This window comes from Massilia sp. CFBP 13721 (genome assembly GCF_014842025.1).
Classification (GTDB): domain Bacteria; phylum Pseudomonadota; class Gammaproteobacteria; order Burkholderiales; family Burkholderiaceae_D; genus Telluria.
Genome location: NZ_JACYUY010000003.1, coordinates 249,620 through 265,609, shown reverse-complemented (window position 1 = coordinate 265,609; position 15,990 = coordinate 249,620). Strand labels below are relative to the sequence as shown.

At 64.6% G+C, this 15,990-nt stretch carries 14 protein-coding genes; 13 read left to right on the top strand and 1 reads right to left on the bottom strand.

Going from position 1 to position 15,990, the window contains the following annotated elements; translation table 11 throughout:
- Positions 1-2 precede the first annotated feature (2 nt).
- The 13 genes from IFT60_RS04250 (at position 3) to lpxC (ending at position 15,133) form a co-directional block, all read left to right on the top strand.
- Complete coding sequence (locus tag IFT60_RS04250; RefSeq protein ID WP_192049823.1) at positions 3-1,385, top strand: UDP-N-acetylmuramoyl-tripeptide--D-alanyl-D-alanine ligase; 1,383 nt, start codon at positions 3-5, stop codon at positions 1,383-1,385.
- Complete coding sequence (gene mraY / locus IFT60_RS04245) at positions 1,385-2,554, top strand: phospho-N-acetylmuramoyl-pentapeptide-transferase (protein ID WP_192049821.1); 1,170 nt, start codon at positions 1,385-1,387, stop codon at positions 2,552-2,554. Before IFT60_RS04250 ends, mraY begins: the two co-directional genes overlap by 1 nt.
- The gene (gene murD / locus IFT60_RS04240) at positions 2,554-4,050 is read left to right on the top strand and encodes a UDP-N-acetylmuramoyl-L-alanine--D-glutamate ligase (protein WP_192049819.1); all 1,497 of its coding nucleotides are present in this window, start codon (positions 2,554-2,556) and stop codon (positions 4,048-4,050) included. The genes mraY and murD overlap by 1 nt, the downstream gene beginning before the upstream one ends.
- On the top strand, positions 4,050-5,270 hold the full coding sequence (gene ftsW, locus IFT60_RS04235) for a putative lipid II flippase FtsW (protein ID WP_192049817.1): 1,221 nt from the start codon (positions 4,050-4,052) through the stop codon (positions 5,268-5,270). Before murD ends, ftsW begins: the two co-directional genes overlap by 1 nt.
- A complete protein-coding gene (gene murG, locus IFT60_RS04230; protein WP_192049815.1) occupies positions 5,267-6,364 on the top strand; it encodes an undecaprenyldiphospho-muramoylpentapeptide beta-N-acetylglucosaminyltransferase in 1,098 nt (365 codons plus the stop codon). The genes ftsW and murG overlap by 4 nt, the downstream gene beginning before the upstream one ends.
- A complete protein-coding gene (gene murC, locus IFT60_RS04225) occupies positions 6,361-7,767 on the top strand; it encodes a UDP-N-acetylmuramate--L-alanine ligase (protein ID WP_192049813.1) in 1,407 nt (468 codons plus the stop codon). The genes murG and murC overlap by 4 nt, the downstream gene beginning before the upstream one ends.
- Positions 7,764-8,720 (top strand): D-alanine--D-alanine ligase, encoded by a 957-nt coding sequence (locus IFT60_RS04220; RefSeq protein WP_374000444.1) that lies wholly within the window; start codon positions 7,764-7,766, stop codon positions 8,718-8,720. The genes murC and IFT60_RS04220 overlap by 4 nt, the downstream gene beginning before the upstream one ends.
- Positions 8,721-8,723: 3 nt before the next feature.
- Positions 8,724-9,551 (top strand): cell division protein FtsQ/DivIB, encoded by an 828-nt coding sequence (locus IFT60_RS04215; RefSeq protein WP_192049811.1) that lies wholly within the window; start codon positions 8,724-8,726, stop codon positions 9,549-9,551.
- Positions 9,552-9,562: 11 nt separating this feature from the next.
- Entirely contained in the window at positions 9,563-10,795 is a 1,233-nt protein-coding gene (gene ftsA, locus IFT60_RS04210) for a cell division protein FtsA (protein ID WP_192049809.1), read from the top strand.
- 147 nt (positions 10,796-10,942) lie between these two features.
- The gene (gene ftsZ, locus IFT60_RS04205; protein ID WP_192049808.1) at positions 10,943-12,142 is read left to right on the top strand and encodes a cell division protein FtsZ; all 1,200 of its coding nucleotides are present in this window, start codon (positions 10,943-10,945) and stop codon (positions 12,140-12,142) included.
- Positions 12,143-12,653: 511 nt separating this feature from the next.
- A complete protein-coding gene (locus IFT60_RS04200) occupies positions 12,654-13,157 on the top strand; it encodes a peroxiredoxin (protein WP_192049806.1) in 504 nt (167 codons plus the stop codon).
- A 136-nt stretch (positions 13,158-13,293) separates the two neighbouring features.
- On the top strand, positions 13,294-14,136 hold the full coding sequence (locus IFT60_RS04195) for a DMT family transporter (RefSeq protein WP_192050000.1): 843 nt from the start codon (positions 13,294-13,296) through the stop codon (positions 14,134-14,136).
- A 61-nt stretch (positions 14,137-14,197) separates the two neighbouring features.
- Positions 14,198-15,133 (top strand): UDP-3-O-acyl-N-acetylglucosamine deacetylase, encoded by a 936-nt coding sequence (gene lpxC / locus IFT60_RS04190; protein ID WP_192049804.1) that lies wholly within the window; start codon positions 14,198-14,200, stop codon positions 15,131-15,133.
- 165 nt (positions 15,134-15,298) lie between these two features.
- Here the strand turns inward: lpxC and IFT60_RS04185 are convergent, their stop codons facing one another.
- Positions 15,299-15,769 (bottom strand): DciA family protein, encoded by a 471-nt coding sequence (locus tag IFT60_RS04185; protein ID WP_192049802.1) that lies wholly within the window; start codon positions 15,767-15,769, stop codon positions 15,299-15,301.
- Between the last annotated feature and the right edge of the window lie 221 nt (positions 15,770-15,990).

Here is a 15,990-nt window from a genome sequence, read left to right as displayed (position 1 = left end):
ATATGCGCGGTACGCTCGCCCAATTGATCGCGTCGATGCCCGGCTCGCAGATGACTGCCGATGCCAGCTTCGACAAGGTCTCGACCGACAGCCGTACGGCGAATGCCGGCGCGCTGTTCGTCGCATTGCGCGGCGAGACCTTCGACGCCCACGACTTCCTGCCGCAGGTGGCCGCCAATGGCGCCGCCGCGGTGGTGGCCGAGCGCCTGCCGGAGGACTGGACCTTGCCGGCGATCGTGGTGCCGAATACCTTGAGCGCGCTGGGCCAGATCGCGAATGGGTGGCGCCGGCAGTATGCGATTCCCGTCATCGGCGTCACCGGCAGCAACGGCAAGACGACCGTCAAGGAAATGATCGCGGCGATCCTGGCCGCCGCGTTCGGCGAACAGGCGCGCCTCGCCACGCAAGGAAACCTGAACAACGAGATCGGCGTACCGCTGACGCTGATGCGCCTGGAAGCCGCGCACCGCGCCGCCGTGGTCGAACTGGGCATGAACCATCCGGGCGAGATCGCACGGCTGGCGGCGATCGCCCAGCCGACGGTCGCCATGGTCAACAACGCCCAGCGCGAACACCAGGAATTCATGCACACGGTGGAAGCGGTGGCGCAGGAAAACGGCTCGGTGTTCGCCGCCTTGCCGGCCGACGGCGTTGCCGTCTATCCGGGCGACGATACGTATACGGCGCTGTGGCAGGGGCTGGCGTCGCATTGCCGCAGCCTGACGTTCGGCTTGAACGACGCCTGCGACGTGCACGCGTTGTACGTCAGCAGCGGATTCGGTAACAATTTGAAAGTGACAGTCCCCGGTGGCGCATTTGACCTGACACTGGCGGCGGCCGGCGAGCACAATGTGCGCAACGCGCTGGCCGCGATTGCCTGCGCGCTGGCGGCAGGCATCGAGCATGACGTGATCGTGCGCGGCCTGGAAGCCTTTGCGCCGGTGGGCGGCCGCCTGCAGCGCAAGCAGGCCGCGAATGGCGCACTGGTGATCGACGACACCTATAACGCCAATCCGGATTCGATGCGCGCCGCGATCGACGTGCTGGCGAGTTACCCGGCCCCGCGCATCCTGGTGGTGGGCGACATGGGCGAAGTCGGCACGCAGGGACGCGAGTTCCACGAAGAGATTGGCGCATATGCGCACAGCCGCGGCATCGAGACGGTGCTGGCGACGGGTGAACTGTCGCGTCACGTAGTGACGCACGGCGGTTCACAGCAACACGAACATTTTGAGCAGTTTGAGGATGTATTGGCAGCACTGGACAAGGCACTGGGCGGCAATTCTGATGCAACTGTGTTGGTGAAAGGCTCGCGCTTCATGAAGATGGAACGCGTCGTCGCTCACCTGATCGGATCCACACACACTGGCAAGGACGCCCACTAATGCTTCTCTGGCTCGCACAATACCTGCAGGACTACATCGGTCCCATGCGTGTCTTTAACTTCATCACCTTCCGTGCCGTGTTCGCCACGATCACCGCGACCGCGCTCGGCCTGTTCACGGGCCCGGCCGTCATCCGCAAGCTGACCGAGATGAAGGTCGGCCAGGCGGTGCGCACGCAGGGTCCGCAGACCCACCTGAAAAAACACGGCACCCCGACCATGGGCGGCGTGCTGATCCTCATTTCGATCGCGATTTCCACGCTCTTGTGGTGCGACCTGTCGAACCGCCTGATCTGGCCGGTGCTGATCGTCACGCTCGGCTTCGGCGCCGTCGGCTGGGTCGACGACTACCGCAAGGTGGTCTACCAGGACCCGGAAGGCATGCGCTCGCGCGAAAAATACTTCTGGATGTCGCTGATCGGCATCGCCGCGTCGCTGTACCTGGCGTTCTCGGTCTCGGCGCCGACGCCATGGCAGGTCGGCCAGCTGTTCTGGGCCTGGGTGCAATCGGGCTTCTCGCTCGACCTGCCGCCCAAGGCCGACCTGATCGTCCCGTTCTTCAAGACCATCAGCTATCCGCTCGGCGTCTGGGGTTTCATCGCGTTGACCTATTGCGTGATCGTCGGCACCTCGAACGCGGTGAATTTCACCGACGGCCTCGACGGCCTGGCCATCATGCCGACCGTGATGGTGGGCGGCGCGCTGGGACTGTTCGCTTATCTCACCGGTAACGTGACCTATTCGAAATACCTGTTCATCCCGCACATCGCCGGCGCCGGCGAGCTGCTGATCTTTTGCGGCGCGATGGCGGGCGCGGGCCTGGCCTTCCTCTGGTACAACGCGCATCCGGCACAGATGTTCATGGGCGACGTCGGCGCACTGGCCCTCGGCGGCGCGCTCGGCACCATCGCCGTCATCGTACGGCAGGAAATCGTCCTGTTCATCATGGGCGGCGTGTTCGTGGCCGAAACCCTGTCGGTGATCATCCAGGTCAGCTGGTTCAAATATACGAAGAAGCGCTATGGCACCGGCCGCCGCGTCTTCCTGATGGCGCCGCTGCACCACCATTTTGAACAAAAGGGCTGGAAGGAGACCAAGGTCGTGGTCCGCTTCTGGATTATCACGATGGTGCTGGTGCTGGTCGGTCTGTCCACTTTGAAGCTGCGTTGATGAACTACGAAGGCAAACTCGCCCTGGTATTGGGGCTCGGCGAATCCGGGCTCGCGATGGCGCAATGGTTATCCCGTTGCGGCGCGCGCGTGCGCGTGGCCGATACGCGCGGCGAGCCGCAGCGTCTCGGTGCGCTGCGCGACGCCGTGGCGGATGCCGAATTCGTCGGTGGTGCATTCACCGCCGCGCTGGTCGATGGCGTCGACTTCGTCGCCGTCAGCCCCGGCCTGGCGCCGAACAAGGAACTGGCCGCCATCGTGCCGGCCGCCCAGGCAGGGAACATCCCCGTCTGGGGCGAAATCGAACTGTTCGCGCAGGCGCTGGCTGCCCTGAAGGCGGAACGCGGCTATGCGCCGAAAGTCATCGCCATTACCGGCACCAACGGCAAGACCACGGTGACCAGTCTCACCGGCCTGCTGTGCCGCCGCGCCGGTTTCGACACGCGCGTGGCCGGCAACATCAGCCCGGCGGCGCTCGACGTGCTGCGCGAAGCGCTCGCTGACGACAAGCTGCCGCAAGCCTGGGTGCTGGAACTGTCCAGCTTCCAGCTGCACACCACTTTCAGCCTGGACGCCGACGCGGCCACGGTGCTGAACATTACCCAGGACCACCTCGACTGGCATGGCGACATGGCGGCCTACGCGGCGGACAAGGCGCGCATCTTCGGCCACAACACCACGCGCGTGCTGAACCGCGACGACGCCATCGTCATGGGCATGGCCGCGCCTGGCGTCGCGCAGATCACCTTCGGCACCGGCGAACCGCAGGAAGCGGGCAGCTTCGGCCTTGTCAACGAGCGCGGCGTGCTGTGGCTGGCGAATGCGGTCGCCGGCGAAGCGAGCGAGAAAAAGCTTAAAAAAGGCGAAGTCGCGGAGCCGGTCGAGATCGGCTTGAACCGCTTGATGCCGGCCGATGCGCTCAAGATCCGCGGCCTGCACAATGCGTCGAACGCGCTGGCCGCGCTGGCCCTGTGCCGCGCCGCCGGCCTGCCGCTCGCGCCCTTGCTGTACGGCTTGCGCGAATACGCGGGCGAACCGCACCGCGTCGAACTGGTCGCCACCATCGACGGCATCGATTACTACGACGACAGCAAGGGCACGAACGTCGGCGCCACGGTGGCCGCCTTGCACGGTCTCGGCAAAGCCTTTACGGGCGAAGACCAGCAGATCCTCTTGATCGCCGGCGGCGACGGCAAGGGCCAGGATTTCGCTCCGCTGGCCGAGCCGGTGTCGCGCTACGTGCGCGCCGTGCTGCTGATCGGGAAAGATGCGCCGGCCTTGAAAGCGGCGATCGAACCGTCCGGCGTGCCGTGCTTCGACCTCGACGACCTGCCGCGCGCCGTGCGCCGCGCGGCCGGCCTGGCGCGCGCCGGCGACAGCGTGCTGCTGTCTCCCGCCTGCGCCAGCCTCGACATGTTCACCAATTACGCGCACCGCGCGCAGGTGTTCGTCGACACCGTGCGCGAGATTGCGCTCGACAAGGGGATGGAGCTCTGATGGCCTTCCAGATCCCTTTTAAATTTTCGCCGGCCAAGGACAAGGACGCCGTCGCCGAGCGCGCGCGTCCCTCGAAGATGATGGACTACGACCAGCCGCTGGTCTGGGTCACGCTGATCCTGATGCTGTTCGGGATGGTGATGGTGTATTCGGCTTCGATCGCGCTGCCCGATTCGCCCAAGTTCTCTTACCTGGAAGGGCGCCACGAATACTTCCTGTTCCGCCAGATGGCCTTTATCGGGGCCGCGATCCTGGCCGGTTACGTCACCTTCCGCGTTCCCGTCGCCACGCTGCAAAAGCTGGCGCCGCTGATGTTCGTCGGCACCCTGATCCTGCTGATGCTGGTGCTGATTCCGGGCGTCGGCGTGGTGGTGAACGGCGCGCGGCGCTGGTTGTCTTTAAAGGTGTTCAACCTGCAGCCGTCCGAGATGATGAAGATCGTCGCGGTGCTGTACGCGGCCGACTTCACGGTGCGCAAGCAGCAGTACATGCACAAGCTGACCAAGGGCTTCATGCCGATGGCGGCGGCGATCGGCGTGGTCGGCATGCTGCTGCTGCTCGAGCCCGACCTGGGTGCATTCGGCGTCATCGTCTGCATCGCCATGGGCATCCTGTTCCTGGGCGGCTTCAACATGATCTGGTTCGGCGGCATCGGCGCGATCCTGGTCGTGATTTTTACTTCGATCATCGCACTGTCGCCGTTCCGGCGCGCGCGCATGTTCGCCTACCTCGACCCGTGGCAGGAAGACAATGCGCTCGATAAGGCGTACCAGTTGACGCACTCGCTGATCGCCTTTGGCCGTGGCGAGATCGCCGGCGTCGGCCTCGGCAACAGCGTGGAAAAACTGCACTACCTGCCGGAAGCCCACACCGACTTCATCATGGCCGTGATCGGCGAAGAGCTCGGCCTGGTCGGCGTGCTGGTGACGCTGGGGCTGTTCTACTGGCTGGTCAAACGCGCCTTCGACATCGGCCGCCAGGCGATCGCGCTCGACCAGTTCTTCGCCGGCCTCGCCGCCAAGGGCATCGGCATCTGGATCGGCGTGCAAACCTTCATCAACATGGGCGTGAACCTGGGCCTGCTGCCGACCAAGGGCCTCACCTTGCCGCTGATGAGCTATGGCGGTTCGGGCGTGGTCATCAACTGCATCGGCCTGGCGATCCTGCTGCGCATCGATTACGAGAACCGCATCCAGATGCGTGGAGGGCGGGTGAAATGAAGACACCAAAACAGCTGATGATCATGGCCGCCGGCACCGGCGGCCACATCTTCCCCGGCGTGGCGATCGCCCAGACCATGCGCGAGCGCGGCTGGACCGTCACCTGGCTCGGCACCGCGCACGGCATGGAACGCGAGTTCGTGCCGAAGCACGGCATCGAGATGGACACCATCGACTTCGCCGGCCTGCGCGGCAAGGGGATCAAGCACACGATCAGCGGCGCCTTCAAGATGGCGGCCTCGTTCGCGGCCTGCCTGCGCTACCTCGGCAAGAGGAAGCCCGACGTCGTGCTGGGCATGGGCGGCTACGTCACCGTGCCGGGCGGGATGATGGCGCGTACGCGCGGCATTCCGCTGGCGCTGGTGAATGCCGACGCGGCCCTGCTGTTGTCGAACAAGACCTTGACCCCGCTGGCGAGCCGCGTGCTGTTCGGCTTCCCGGCCGACTTCGGCAATGCCGCGGGCAAGGCGGTCGTCACCGGCAATCCGGTACGCCAGGCCATCCTCGACCTGCCGCTGCCGGCCGAGCGCTTCGCCGGCCGCAGCGGCCCCTTGCGGGTGCTGGTCGTCGGCGGCAGCCTGGGCGCGAAAGTCTTGAACGACAGCGTACCGGCGGCCCTTAGACTGATCGACGCCAACGTGCGTCCGCTGGTGACCCACCAGTCGGGCAAGAAGAACATCGACGCCTTGCGCATGGCTTATAAACAGGCCGGCGTGGAAGCGAACGTGGTCGACTTCATCGACGACATGGCGGCTGCGTATGCGCAGGCCGACCTGGTCATCTGCCGCGCCGGCGCGATCACCGTGTCGGAGCTGACGGCGGCCGGCGTGGCCAGCGTGCTGGTGCCGTTCGTCGCCAGCACGACCAGCCACCAGCGCGACAACGCGGTCTGGATGGACAAACAGCAAGCGGCAATCCACCTGGCGCAGGGCGACTTGTCGGCGCAGCGGGTGGCCGAACTGCTGCAAGGAACCAGCCGCGCGAATTGCCTGGCGATGGCGCAGGCCGCGCGCGGCGTCGGCAAGCGCAACGCGAACCAGGAAATTGCGGACGTACTCGAGCAACTAGCCAATAAGAACAAAGAAAAGCAATGAAACACAAGATCAAGCATATTCACTTCGTCGGCATCGGCGGCAGCGGCATGAGCGGCATCGCCGAGGTGCTGCTCAACCTCGGCTATAAAGTCTCGGGTTCGGACCTGGGCAGCAACGCGGCCAGCCATCGGTTAAAGGACCTGGGCGCGCGCGTCTATCTCGGCCACCATGCCGACAACATCCTCGGCGCCGACGCGGTGGTCACCTCGACCGCCGTCAACGAAGCGAACCCGGAAGTGATGGCCGCGCGCAGCGCGCAGATCCCGGTGGTGCCGCGCGCAATCATGTTGGGCGAATTGATGCGCCTGAAACGCGGCATCGCGATCGCCGGCACCCACGGCAAGACCACCACCACCAGCCTGGTGGCGTCGGTGCTGGCCCAGGGCGGGCTCGACCCGACCTTCGTCATCGGCGGCAAATTGAACAGCGCCGGCGCGAATGCGAAGCTGGGCACGGGCGACTACATCGTGGCCGAAGCCGACGAATCGGACGCCTCGTTCCTGAACCTGACGCCGATGATCGAGGTGATCACCAACATCGACGCCGACCACATGGAAACCTACGAGCACGATTTCGAGAAGCTCAAGTCGGCGTTCGTCAATTTCACGCACCGCCTGCCGTTCTACGGCCGCGTGATGCTGTGCATCGACGACAAGCACGTGCGCTCGATCCTGCCGCAGGTAACCAAGCCGGTCACCACCTACGGCTTCGCGGAAGACGCGCAAGTGCGCGCGCTGGACGCCTATGCCGACGGCGTGCACATGCACTTCACGGTGCGCCAGGACGGCTACCCGGACACCAAGTTCGTGCTCAACCAGCCCGGCATGCACAACGTCCTGAACGCCTGCTCGGCGATTGCGATCGCGCGCGAGATCGGCATCGACGACGCGGCCACCGCCCAGGGCCTGCTGGAATTCCGCGGCGTCGGCCGCCGTTTCACGCGCTACGGCGAGGTGGCGATCGCGGGCGGCGGCAGCTTTACGCTGGTCGACGACTTCGGCCATCACCCGGTCGAGACCGAGGTGACGCTGGCGGCGGCGCGCGCCGCGTACCCGGGCCGGCGCCTGGTGCTGGCCTTCCAGCCGCACCGCTACAGCCGCACGCGCGACCTGTTCGAAGACTTCGTCAAGGTGCTGGCGGCGCCCGACGTGCTGCTGCTGGCCGAAGTCTATCCGGCCGGCGAAGCGCCGATCGTCGCCGCCGACGGCCGCGCACTGGCGCGTTCGCTGCGCGCCGGCGGCAAGATCGAACCGATTTTCGTGGAAACGATCGCCGAGATGCCGGCCGCGATCCTGCAGGCAGTCAAGGACGGCGACGTCGTGCTGACCATGGGCGCCGGTTCGATCAGCGGCGTTCCAGGTCAATTAACTGAGCAACAGACTTCTCAAAAGGTAGCATCGTGAGCGACACCATTACCAATTTCGGCAAGGTCGGCGTGCTGTTCGGCGGCCGTTCGGCCGAGCGCGACGTTTCCATCATGTCCGGCAGCGGCGTGCTGCAAGCCCTTCAGAGCCGCGGCATCGACGCCCATGGCTTCGATCCGGCCGAACGCTCGCTGGCCGAGCTGGCGGCCGAAGAATTCGATTGCGTCTTCATCGCGCTGCACGGCCGCTATGGCGAAGACGGCAGCTTGCAGGGCGCCCTCGAGCAGCTCGGCATTCCGTACACCGGCAGCGGCGTCATGGCCTCGTCGGTCGGCATGGACAAGATCACCACCAAGATCATCTGGCTCTCGAAAAATATCCCGACCCCGCGCTACGCCACCGTCACGCCGGGCGACGACCTCGACGCCATCGTGGCCGAACTCGGCCTGCCATTGATCGTCAAGCCGCCGCTCGAGGGCTCGACCATCGGCATCACCAAGGTGGAACAGGCCGAAGAGTTCGAAGCGGCCGTCGCGCTGGCCGCCGGTTTCGACGAAGTCATCCTGGCCGAGGAATTCGTCACCGGCCGCGAGTTCACGGTCGCCGTGCTCGGCAGCGGCAAGGGTGCGCGCGCGCTGCCGATCGTCGAGATCGTGGCCCCGCAAGGCAATTACGACTACCAGAACAAATACTTCTCGGACGACACCCAGTACCACTGCCCGGCGGACTTGCCGGCCGAGCTGACGGCCGCGATCCAGAAGCACGCGGTCGACGCCTACCGCGCGCTCGGCTGCGAAGGTTGGGGAAGGGTCGACGTGCTGGTGCGCGAGCGCGACATGCGCCCGTTCCTGCTCGAGGTGAATACCTCGCCCGGCATGACCAGCCACTCGCTGGTGCCGATGGCGGCGCGCGCCGAAGGCATCAGCTACGAGGAATTGTGCGTCGAGATCCTGCGTTCGGCGCGCTGCAAGATGGTGAAGGCACAAGGCTGACCTATGTGGCATGACGCACGCGCCCTCAACGCCACCGCCAGCACACTGCTGGCGGCGACGCTGCTCGCCGGTATTGCGTCGGGCGTGTGGTGGCTGTCGCAGCGGCCGATGTTCACCTTGCGCGAAGTGCGCATCGAGAGCATCTACCGCATCGACCTCAAGCACGTGAACGAACTGACCGTACGGAACAGCGTATTGGGCAAGATCCGCGGTAACTTCTTCACCACCGACCTGGAGCAGGTGCGCAGCACCTTCGAGGCGGTGCCCTGGGTGCGCCGCGCAACGGTGCGGCGCGAGTGGCCCAACGGCCTGATCGTGGAAGTGGAAGAGCACGAAGCGCTCGGTACCTGGAATGAAGGACGCCTGCTGTCGGTGAAGGGCGATGTCTTCACCGCCAACCTGGCCGAGGCCGACGACGACCACGAGCTGCCGGCCTTTGTCGGTCCGGCCGGCAGCGAAAAGGACGTCTTGGCGCGCTTCTCGGAATTGCGTTCGTGGTTCGCGCCGGTGAAGCTGGTGCCGCAGGAATTGCTGCTGTCCTCGCGCTATGCCTGGACCGTCAAGCTGGACAACGGCATGAGCGTGGAGCTCGGCCGCGAGCACGACAAACATTCGGTCAAGGCGCGCGTGCAGCGCCTGGTCGGGGTCTACCCACAGCTGGTCGCCCGGCTGCAGGAAGGCCGCATCGATACGATCGACATGCGCTATCCGAACGGACTGGCGCTGTCTTCCGCGGCCTTGAGTGTGCCGGCGGACGCCACCAAGCCTGTGAAGGCGGCGGCAAAGAAGAAAACCAAAACTCCGACTAACAAAACAACAAAGAACATCTAAGCAGGCGAGCAATGACAAAAGACGCGAAAAACCTGATCGTCGGCCTCGACATCGGCACCTCGAAGGTGGTGGCGGTGGTGGCCGAAGTGATGTCCGACGGACGCCACGAGGTGATCGGCCTCGGTCAGCACGAGTCGAAGGGATTGAAGAAGGGCGTTGTGGTCAACATCGAGGCCACCGTCGAGTCGATCCAGCGCGCGCTCGAGGAGGCCGAGCTGATGGCCGACTGCAAGATCCGGAATGTCTATGCGGGCATCGCCGGCAGCCATATCCGCTCCTTCAACTCGAGCGGCATGGTCGCGATCAAGGACAAGGAAGTCACCGCCACCGACGTCGCGCGCGTGATCGAGACGGCCAAGGCGGTCAACATCCCGACCGACCAGCAGTTGCTGCACACGGTGCCGCAGGAGTTCATCGTCGACAACCAGGAAGACGTGCGCGAGCCGATCGGCATGAGCGGCATCCGCCTGGAAGTGCGCGTGCACATCGTCACCGGCGCGGTGTCTGCGGTGCAGAACATCGTCAAGTGCGTGCGCCGCTGCGGCCTCGAAGTGTCGGACCTGATCCTGCAGCCGATGGCCTCGGCCGACGCGGTGCTGACCAACGACGAAAAGGAACTCGGCGTCGTCATCATCGACATCGGCGGCGGCACCACCGACATCGCGGTGTTCTCGGACGGCGCGATCCGCCACACGGCGGTGATCCCGATCGCCGGCGACCAGATCACCAGCGACATCGCGATGGCGCTGCGCACGCCCACCGGCGAAGCCGAGGAAATCAAGCTGCGCTACGGCGTGGCCAAGCAAGTGCTGGCCGATCCGGGCGAGACGCTGGAAGTGCCGGGCCTGGGCGACCGCGGTCCGCGCGCATTGTCGCGCCAGTCGCTGGCCGCCGTCATCGAGCCGCGCGTGGAAGAGCTGTTCGCGATGGTGCACCAGGTGGTGCGCGAGTCCGGCTACGAAGGCGTGCTGTCGTCGGGCATCGTGCTGACCGGCGGCACCTCGATGATGCCGGGGATGATCGAGATGGCCGAAGACATGTTCCTGAAACCGACGAGGTTGGGGACGCCGGATTATCGCGGCCAGCTGGCCGACGTGGTGCGCAGCCCGCGCTACGCGACCGTGCTCGGCCTGTTGATGGAAGCGAAAAAGCAGTATTTGCGGGGCCATATCGTGACGCGTCAGGATGGCTCGGTAAAGGCAGTCTGGCAGCGAATGAAGGAATGGTTCTTAGGGAATTTCTGAGTAGCAACGAGCGCGTTCAATAAACGTCTTTGATTCGGTACAAAACACAATTTTTTATAAATACTTAGCAGTATCTAAGCGCCAGGCCTGATAACCTTGTGAGGTTTGGTGCATGGATAGTGCAATTTGAAAATTAGGAGTCACATCATGGAGTTCGATATGGTCGATAACGCAGCACTGGGAACGGTGATCAAGGTCGTCGGCGTGGGTGGTGCAGGCGGCAACGCGGTGCAGCACATGATCAACAAAGGCGTGTCCGGCGTCGAGTTCATCGCCGCCAACACCGATGCCCAGGCGCTTGCGGTATCGAGTGCGGACAATATCATCCAGATCGGCGAATCGGGCCTCGGCGCCGGCATGCGTCCGGAAGTCGGCCGCCAGCTGGCCGAGCAGACCCGTAGCCGCATCGAAGACTCGCTGCGCGGCGCGCACATGGTCTTCATCGCCGCCGGCATGGGCGGCGGCACCGGCACCGGCGCCGCACCGATCGTGGCCGAAGTGGCCAAGACGATGGGGGCGCTGACGGTCGCCGTGGTCTCCAAGCCATTCTCGTACGAAGGCAAGAAGTGCATGGACGTGGCCGAAGCCGGCTTGGAAGAGCTGTCGAAGCACGTCGACTCGCTGATCATCATCCTCAACGAAAAGCTCGAAGACATCTACGAAGACGAATCGATGCTCGACTGGATGAAGCACGCCGACGACGTCCTGAACAACGCCGTTGCCGGTATCGCCGAGATCATCAACGTGCCGGGCCACATCAACGTCGACTTCAACGACGTCAAGACGATCATGAGCGAGCAGGGCAAGGCCATGATGGGCACCGCGACCGCCTCGGGCGTGGACCGCGCGCGCCTGGCCGCCGAACAGGCCGTCGCGTCGCCGCTGCTCGACGGTATCGACCTGTCGGGCGCCAAGGGCGTGCTGGTCAACGTCACCGCCAGCCGCGGCCTGAAGGGTAAAGAGATCAAGGAAGTCATGGCCGCCGTGCGCGCTTTTGCCGCTCCCGACGCATCGATTGCGCAAGGCATCGCCTACGACGACGCGATGGGCGACGAGATCCGCGTGACCGTGGTCGCGACCGGCCTGGGCAAGGCGCAGAAGATGCAGCTGGTGCAGCCGCAGCAGGTGCTGCGCACGGGTACCTACAACGCGCCGATGATGGCCGGCACCGCGGCGGTTCCCGCCGGCGTCCACATGGGCCACGCCGCCACCACCGGCAACGACGTCGGCATGAAGCAGCCGGCCGTCTGGCGCCGCGAGCAGGCATCGGAGCAGGTGCAAGCCATGCAGCGCAACGGTGTCGAGACCTACGACATCCCGGCGTTCCTGCGCAAGCAAGCCGACTAAGTTTTATACGGTTTAGCGAAAAACCGGGATCGGGGCTGCGGCTTCGGTCCCGGTTTTTTTCATGGGTCGGCGCTATCCGTAGGGTGGACGGCTCCGCCGTCCACGCGGTGATCGCTACCGGCTCCACTCTCGTGCCGGATGATCGCGTCGCCAACAATCACCGCGTGGACGGGAAACCCGTCCACCCTACGGGTTTATGGTCCGGGCCAACATCGCCCGTCCTGTGCAGGCATACGCCGGATCAGTCCGTAGGGTGGGCTCGGCCCACGCGGTGCCACGCACGCATATCGAACCGTACTCGCGAGCGTTGCGGCATGCACACGTACGGCCGTGGGCGGAGCCCACCCTACGATTCGTGGTCTGCGCACTAGTGTGTCCCGCTCGGCACCTCGATCGCGGCATCTCGGTCGGTAGGGCTGATGGTTGGAGCGAACATGGTCCATCCTGTGCAAGCCTGCGCCGCATCAGGCATACTGACGGGGTTTCCAAAACAACACCTGAGGACGACTGCATGACCATCAAGATTGGCGACCGCCTGCCGGAAGGCACCCTGGCCGAATTCATCGAGACCGAAACCGAAGGCTGCGCGCTCGGCCCAAATACCTTCCAGGTCAGCGAACTGGCGAAGGGCAAGAAGATCGCGATCTTCGGCCTGCCGGGCGCATTCACGCCGACCTGCTCGGCCAAGCACGTGCCGGGCTATGTCCAGAACGCCGACGCCCTGAAGGCCAAGGGCATCGGCGAAATCTGGTGCATCTCGGTCAACGACGCCTTTGTCATGGGCGCCTGGGGCCGCGACCAGAAATCGACCGGCATCGTGCGCATGATGGCCGACGGGAATGCCGCATTCTCGCAAGCGCTGGGCCTGGACGCCGATTTCTCCAAGCACGGCATGGGCACGCGCTCGCAGCGCTACTCGATGCTCGTCGAAGACGGCGTCGTCACGCAGCTGAACGTGGAGCAGGGCGGATTCGACGTCTCGAGCGCCGAAACGATGCTGTCGCAACTGGGCTGATCGCAGCCTGCTTTAAACGAACGGCGCTGCGGCGCCGTTTTTTCTTCTGTACTTCCATGCATACCGAATCCCAGCTTGACAGCCGAAAGGAGTACCCATGAGGGGCGCCAGCGGCAACCTGCGCAGCATCTACGCGATGCTGATCGCCGTCCTCATGTTTTCGCTAATGGACACGGCCATGAAACTGCTCGCCGCGCATTATCCGGCAATGCAGGTGGCGTCGCTGCGCGCGCTGTCTTCCTTGCCGCTGGTGTGCGCCTACGTCGCCTGGCGCGGCGGCTTCGCGACCATGCTGCAGGTGCGCCCCGGCCTGCACCTGCTGCGCGGCGCGCTCGGCATCGGCATGCTGGCGCTGTTCGCCTACGGGCTGAAGCAGTTGAGCCTGGCCGAAGTGTATTCGATTTTCTTCATCGCGCCGGCGCTGATCACGGCGATGTCGGTGTTCTTCCTGAAAGAGACCGTCAACCTGGCGCGCTGGATCGCGATCTTTGTCGGCCTGCTGGGCGTGCTGGTCGTGCTGCGCCCGGAAGGCGAGGGCATGCTGACCTTGGGCGGGCTGGCGATCCTGGCCTCGGCCGTCTGCTACGCGGTGTCGGCGATCGCGGCGCGGGTCCAGGCGCGCACGGACAGCACGCGCCAGATGATGTTCTGGCTGATGCTCCTGATGGCGATCGGCGCCACCACGCTGGCAGCGCCCAACTGGGTGGCGCTCGACCCAGCCCACGCCTGGCTATTGCTCGGCCTGGCGATCAGCGGCTTCTTCGGCCAGCTGGCGATCACCGAAGCCTTCAGCCACGGCGAAGCCTCGGTGGTCGCGCCCTTCGAATACTCGGCGCTGGCCTGGGGCGTGGCGATTGACTGGCTGCTGTGGCAAACGCTGCCCGACCAGTACACGCTGATCGGCGCGGCGATCATCATCGGCAGCGGCATCTACCTGATCCGGCACGAAAAAGAGCACGTGGACAGCGAGCATCCTTGATATTGCCGAGCTGCAAGGGTCGAGTCCGGCAGCGATTTTCCAGCAGCGATATAATCGGTCCATGCTCAAACAACGAACCATCAAAGAACTCGTGCGCACGACCGGCGTCGGGCTGCACTCGGGCCGCAAGGTCGAACTGACGCTGCGCCCGGCGGCAGTCGATACCGGCATCGTGTTCCGCCGCGTCGACCTCGATCCGGTCGTCGAATTCCCGTCCAGCGCCGACGTCGTCGGCGATACGCGCATGGCCTCGGTGCTGATCAAGGACAACGCGCGCGTCTCGACCGTCGAACACCTGATGTCGGCCTGCGCCGGCCTCGGCATCGACAACCTGTATATCGAGGTCACGGCCGAGGAAATCCCGATCATGGATGGCTCGGCGTCTTCCTTCGTGTTCCTGCTGCAGCAAGCGGGCGTGCAGGACCAGGCTGCGCCGAAGAAATTCATTCGCGTGCTGAAGGAAGTCGAAGTGCGCCAGGGTACGGGCAACAACGAGAAGTGGGCACGGTTGAAACCGCACGACGGCTTCAAGCTCGATTTCTTCATTGAATTCAATCACCCGGCGGTGGATGGCACGATGCAGAACGCCACGGTCGATTTCGCCCACGTGTCCTATGTGCACGACGTGGCGCGTGCGCGTACCTTCGGCTTCATGCAGGACGTCGAAAGCCTGCGCGGCATGGGCCTGGCGCGCGGCGGCTCGCTGGAAAACGCGATCGTGATGGACGAGTACCGCATCCTGAACGCGGACGGCCTGCGCTACGACGACGAATTCGTGCGCCACAAGATCCTCGATGCAATCGGCGACTTGTACCTGGTCGGGCATCCGCTGCTGGCGGCCTACGAGGCGCATAAATCCGGCCACGCGCTCAACAACGACCTGCTGCGCGCCTTGTTGGCGCGGCCGGACGCGTACGAGATCGTGTCCTTCGATGGAGCCGAAGGTGCGCCGGCGTCGTACGTAAAACAGATGCAGCAGGAGTGGGCGCAGACGTGACGATGTAGATACGGTGCCGATGTTCGAGCACCGTAACGCGTGGGCTCGGGAGCCCACCCTACGTTACGCAACGGTCCCATGAATTTGCTACTGGCGGTGGTGCACCGTAGGGGTGGACTCCCCGAGCCCACGCGTTCACCATCTGAACAGCGTTGGCAATAAATATTACCCGCCGCGTCGCTTCGCCGCCAACCGTTTCACCGCCGCCACCAATGCCGCATTCTGCGGCGTATCCGGCAAACTGTCCCCCAACTCCTCGAACGCATCCACCGCCGTCGGCGGCAATTCCAGCACCCGCATTTCCACCTGCGCCGGCATGGCGCGCGTGACCTGCACTTTCAGCCGCATCGACGTCACCTGCCAGCCGCGCGCCAACAAGGTGCTTTGCAGCTTCGGCAGGTTTTGCTTCAGGCGCGCCGCGACGGCCGAGCTTGGCACTGCCAGGGTCAGCACGCCGTCCTGGAAGGACAGCACGTCGCAATTGCCGGCGATGGCCGGCAGCGCGAAGCCGACGTCGCGCTGCAGGTCGGCCATGCGCAGCGCAGCCGGCAGCAGGCTCGCCATGCGGTCGTTCGAGCGCAGGAAGTCCGTGACGTCGAACGAGGTCTTGCGGTTGCGGGTGCCGTAGATATGCATCGGGGGTGGGAAAAAAGAGGTGGCTTCAGGGCCGCAACATACCATAACCACCCGCCGGATGTGGTAATCCACCCCGGGCAAGGCAATTTGGCAACATTCTTTCAGGCACGACACTTGTTATCATGCCTATCATCCCCAAGTGTGGCCGCATCGCATGATAAAATCATTCGCTTTATGCCACCGTCGGTCTTGAGTAGGTATCGCTTTTGGATATCATCCCT